3 protein-coding genes and 1 pseudogene are annotated in these 4216 nt (G+C 56.1%); all 4 read left to right on the top strand.

Going from position 1 to position 4216, the window contains the following annotated elements; translation table 11 throughout:
* Positions 1 to 504, top strand: a pseudogene (locus tag ACTHYN_RS16180) (erythrose-4-phosphate dehydrogenase); the annotation flags it as partial.
* A gap of 161 nt (positions 505 to 665) precedes the next feature.
* Complete coding sequence (locus ACTHYN_RS16175) at positions 666 to 1826, top strand: phosphoglycerate kinase (RefSeq protein WP_441813434.1); 1161 nt, start codon at positions 666 to 668, stop codon at positions 1824 to 1826.
* Positions 1827 to 2045: 219 nt separating this feature from the next.
* The gene (gene fba / locus ACTHYN_RS16170) at positions 2046 to 3110 is read left to right on the top strand and encodes a class II fructose-bisphosphate aldolase (protein WP_441813433.1); all 1065 of its coding nucleotides are present in this window, start codon (positions 2046 to 2048) and stop codon (positions 3108 to 3110) included.
* 474 nt (positions 3111 to 3584) lie between these two features.
* Positions 3585 to 3809: an addiction module protein gene (locus ACTHYN_RS16165; RefSeq protein ID WP_441813432.1), complete on the top strand. Its 225-nt coding sequence runs from the start codon at positions 3585 to 3587 to the stop codon at positions 3807 to 3809.
* Positions 3810 to 4216 lie beyond the last annotated feature (407 nt).

The following is a 4216-nucleotide window of genomic DNA, read 5'->3' as shown; positions in this document are numbered from 1 at the left end:
GTGGAGCAGGGCAGTACCACCACCATCCACGCCGCCATGAACGACCAGCCGGTAATCGACGCTTATCACCACCAGGACTTGCGCTTAACCCGCAGTGCACTCCACAACATAGTGCCTGTGGACACCGGGTTGGCGCGGGGTGTTGAGCGGTTGCTTCCGCACATGGAAGGCCGTTTCAGTTCTGTTGCTCTGCGCGTACCCACCATGAACGTGTCCGCTATCGACATGGTGTTCAACGTGGGCCAGGCCACCGATGTGGCATCTGTGAACCAAGTGCTGAAGTCTGCCGCAAACGGCCCTCTGAAAGGCATACTCGGTTACACCGACGAACTGCTGGCCAGCTCCGATTTCAACCACGACGCCCATTCTGGCGTAGTAGATGGCGGCCAAACCCGAGTAACCCGGGGCACCATGGTGAAATTGCTGTGCTGGTTTGATAACGAATGGGGCTTTGCCAGCAGAATGCTGGACGTGAGCCAGAGCTGGTTGGAAGGAGCGGGGTAGGCAGCCCCCTCTCCCCAACCCCTCTCCCGCGAGGGGAGAGGGGCTAAAGCTGCGTCTACGATTGTTTACTCCCTCTCCCCTTGCGGGAGAGGGCCGGGGAGAGGGGGGCAAGTCCCCTCCCCAACACCCATAGCCAACAACCTGAAAACGGAACTCAGATCATGGCCATCAAGAAAATGACCGACCTGAACCTCGCCGGCAAGCGGGTTCTCATCCGCGAAGACCTGAACGTACCGGTCAAAAACGGCGAAGTGACCAGCGATGCCCGCATCCGCGCGTCCCTGCCCACCATCAAGGCCGCCCGCGATGCCGGCGCCAAAGTGATGTTGATGTCCCACCTGGGTCGCCCGGAAGAAGGCGTTTACGACGAAGCATCGTCCATGAAGCCAGTGGCCGAACACCTCACCAAAGTGCTGGGCCAGGAAGTGCGGCTGATTAAAGACTACCTCAACGGCGTTGAAGTAGCCGACGGCGAAGTCGTGCTGTTTGAGAACGTGCGCTTCAATAAAGGCGAGAAGAAAGACGACGAAGCATTGGCCAGACAATACGCTGCCCTGTGCGATGTTTACGTAATGGATGCATTCGGCACAGCCCATCGTGCCCAGGCTTCAACCCACGGCGTAGCGCGTTTTGCTTCGGAAGCCTGCGCCGGCCCATTGCTGGCGGCAGAGTTGGACGCCCTTGGCAAAGCTCTGGATAACCCGGCCAAGCCGGTTGTTGCCATTGTTGGTGGCGCCAAAGTCTCCACCAAACTCGACGTGCTGAATGCCCTGGAGAAAGTGTGTGACCAGATCATCGTCGGGGGTGGCATTGCCAACACCTTCCTGGCCGCCGCAGGCCACCCGGTAGGTAAGTCCCTATGCGAGCACGAGTTGCTGGATACCGCCAAAGACATCGCCTCCCGCGTGAATATCCCGCTGCCCGTCGACGTGGTGGTTGCCAGCGAATTCGCGGAAGATGCGACAGCCACCATCCGGAACATCTCCGACGTCACCGAAAACGATATGATCCTGGACGCCGGCCCTGAAACCGCTGGCCAGTTCGCCGAACTGCTCAAGAGCGCAAAAACCATCCTCTGGAATGGCCCTGTAGGCGTATTCGAATTTGAGCAGTTTGGCAACGGCACCAAAACCCTGGCCGAAGCCATCGCCGAAAGCGACGCCTTCTCCCTTGCCGGTGGTGGCGACACAGTGGCTGCCGTTGACAAATACGGCATAGCTGACAAGATCTCGTATATTTCCACCGGCGGTGGTGCCTTTCTGGAGTTTGTGGAAGGCAAGGTGCTACCGGCTGTAGCCGTACTGGAAGAACGCGGAAAATAAGCCGTTCAACCCAAAGCAAGAATCGCAAGGCAGGGGCGGTGGCGCTTTCCGGGACTGTCGGCAGCAAGGATGCTGCCGTCAAGCGTACAGGGATGTATTTACAGCGTGTCCCGGAAAGCGCCACCGCCCCTGCCGCAGCAGACTCCAAGTCCAAAGGTCTGCGCTGAAACAAATTAACTACGATTGCCCAAACTGTTATTTAAACAAGGAGACAACCAAATGGCCCTGATTTCGATGCGGCAAATGCTGGACCACGCCGCCGAGCATGGTTACGGTGTGCCAGCCTTCAACGTAAACAACCTGGAACAAATGCGCGCTATTATGGAAGCCGCCAACAAAACCGATTCCCCGGTGATTGTTCAGGCCTCCGCCGGAGCCCGCAAATACGCCGGTGCCCCTTTCTTGCGCCACCTGATTCTTGCAGCCATTGAAGAGTGGCCGCACATTCCTGTTGTTATGCACCAGGACCACGGCACCAGCCCGGCCATTTGCCAGCGCTCCATTCAGCTGGGCTTCAGCTCCGTGATGATGGACGGTTCTCTGGGTGAAGACGGCAAAACCCCAACAGAGTACGACTACAACGTAGACGTAACCCGCCGCACCGTAGACATGGCACACGCGTGTGGCGTGTCTGTAGAGGGCGAGCTGGGCTGCCTGGGCTCACTGGAAACCGGCCAGGCGGGTGAAGAAGACGGCGTTGGCGCCGAAGGCACCCTCGATATGAGCCAAATGCTGACCGACCCGGAAGAAGCCGCCGACTTCGTGAAAAAAACCCACGTAGACGCACTGGCCATCGCCATCGGCACCAGCCACGGTGCCTACAAGTTCACTCGCCCACCCACGGGTGACACCCTGGCTATCGAACAGATCAAAGCCATCCACAAGCGCATACCAGACACCCACCTGGTTATGCACGGCTCCAGCTCCGTACCTCAGGAGTGGCTGGAAATTATCAACCAGTACGGCGGTGAGATTCCCGAAACCTACGGTGTACCGGTTGAGGAAATTGTAGAAGGCATCAAGCACGGCGTGCGTAAAGTAAACATAGATACCGACTTGCGCCTGGCCAGTACCGGTGCTGTGCGTCGCTTCCTGGCTGAGAACCCGGCCGAGTTCGACCCACGCAAATTCCAGAAGGCCACTATGGCGGCAATGACTGATATCTGTGTTGCACGTTATGAAGCCTTTGGTTGTGCCGGCCAAGCCAGCAAGATCAAACCAATCAACCTTGAGCGCATGTTCGAGCGTTACGAAGCAGGAGAGCTGGACCCCAAAGTTCAGTAAGACTGCTGTTCACAACCCCGGGCATGTTGCCCGGGGTTGTGGTTTTCCCTCCGAATGCCCCCGTTCTTATTTAAGGCCCTTCTTGTGCCGTTACCGGTAACAATGGCCCCGCGCGCAGTTTTTTCAGAATTAACAAAGTATTGCAAAGGTTCAAGGAAAGCTGACTGCGGATGGGCTAGGGTGAGTGCTGGCCTTTTGGCTAAATTCTGCTGAGTATTGGCCCTGAAGGTGCCGTGCGGTGTTATTGCAATAATGATGACGTCGCGATATTACGGGATTTTTGGCCGTTATTTCTGTTAGGTTGTTGATATTTAAATAAAATGGCGTTCAGGTATATTGCGAAAATGTGGAGGTCACTTTTTTGCAATAATGAAGAGGGCGGTCTAATACGCTGTTAAAGCATAAAAACCGAGTCGTGGCACCTGATAGCCATCCGTGTCAAAATTGGACAATACGTGAATGAGAGGTTTTTTTATGAATCTCCAGAAAATTGAAGACGCGGCGCTCCACCTTCCTCAAGAAGAGCGAGCCCAGTTGATCCAGCGACTGGTATTGAGTCTGGAGTCTCCGTCAGAAGACGAACTCAAATCCGATTGGTTGCTTGAGGCTCGACGCAGAGGCGAAGAGCTCGACAATGGCACAGTCCAGGCTGTGTCTGGTGAGGATGTCATGAGGAAGGCTAGAGCACTGATCAAATGAACTATTCTTTTCACCCGGCAGCGGAAGCCGAGTTCCTGGAGTCAGTTGGCTATTACGAATCAAAAGTTCCAGGATTGGGTGGTGCCTTCATAGAGGAATTTGAGGCCTTGGCCACTTTAGTTGGCGAGTCACCAAAAGCCTGGCAAGTTGAACTGCAGCCAGATATTCGTAGAGCACCCCTTCACAGATTTCCCCTGTCTATCGTTTACCGAGAAAGGCCTGATGGCTTTCAGATTCTGGCTGTTTCACATGACCGGCGGCGTCCACAGTATTGGCTGGGCAGGCTTTAACAATCGGCTGCACAGCGACCGGTTTTCCGCTGCTTCGCTGCTCCAAACCGGCGCGTGAGCCGGGCGTTAGCACCTCAAGCCCGACGGTTGTCGTTCACCTCGTCCGCAAGCCAAGCC

Origin of the sequence: Marinobacter sp. (assembly GCF_052091845.1) — a bacterium.
In the GTDB taxonomy this organism is placed as follows: Bacteria; Pseudomonadota; Gammaproteobacteria; order Pseudomonadales; family Oleiphilaceae; genus Marinobacter.
Note: the sequence above shows the minus strand (reverse complement) of the source record. Positions and strands in the feature narration are given on the sequence as shown.

Coding starts and splice junctions, on each gene's coding strand:
- ACTHYN_RS16175 (WP_441813434.1), top strand. CDS start 666: ATGGCCATCAAGAAAATGACCGACCTGAACCTCGCCGGCAAGCGGGTT.
- fba (WP_441813433.1), top strand. CDS start 2,046: ATGGCCCTGATTTCGATGCGGCAAATGCTGGACCACGCCGCCGAGCAT.
- ACTHYN_RS16165 (WP_441813432.1), top strand. CDS start 3,585: ATGAATCTCCAGAAAATTGAAGACGCGGCGCTCCACCTTCCTCAAGAA.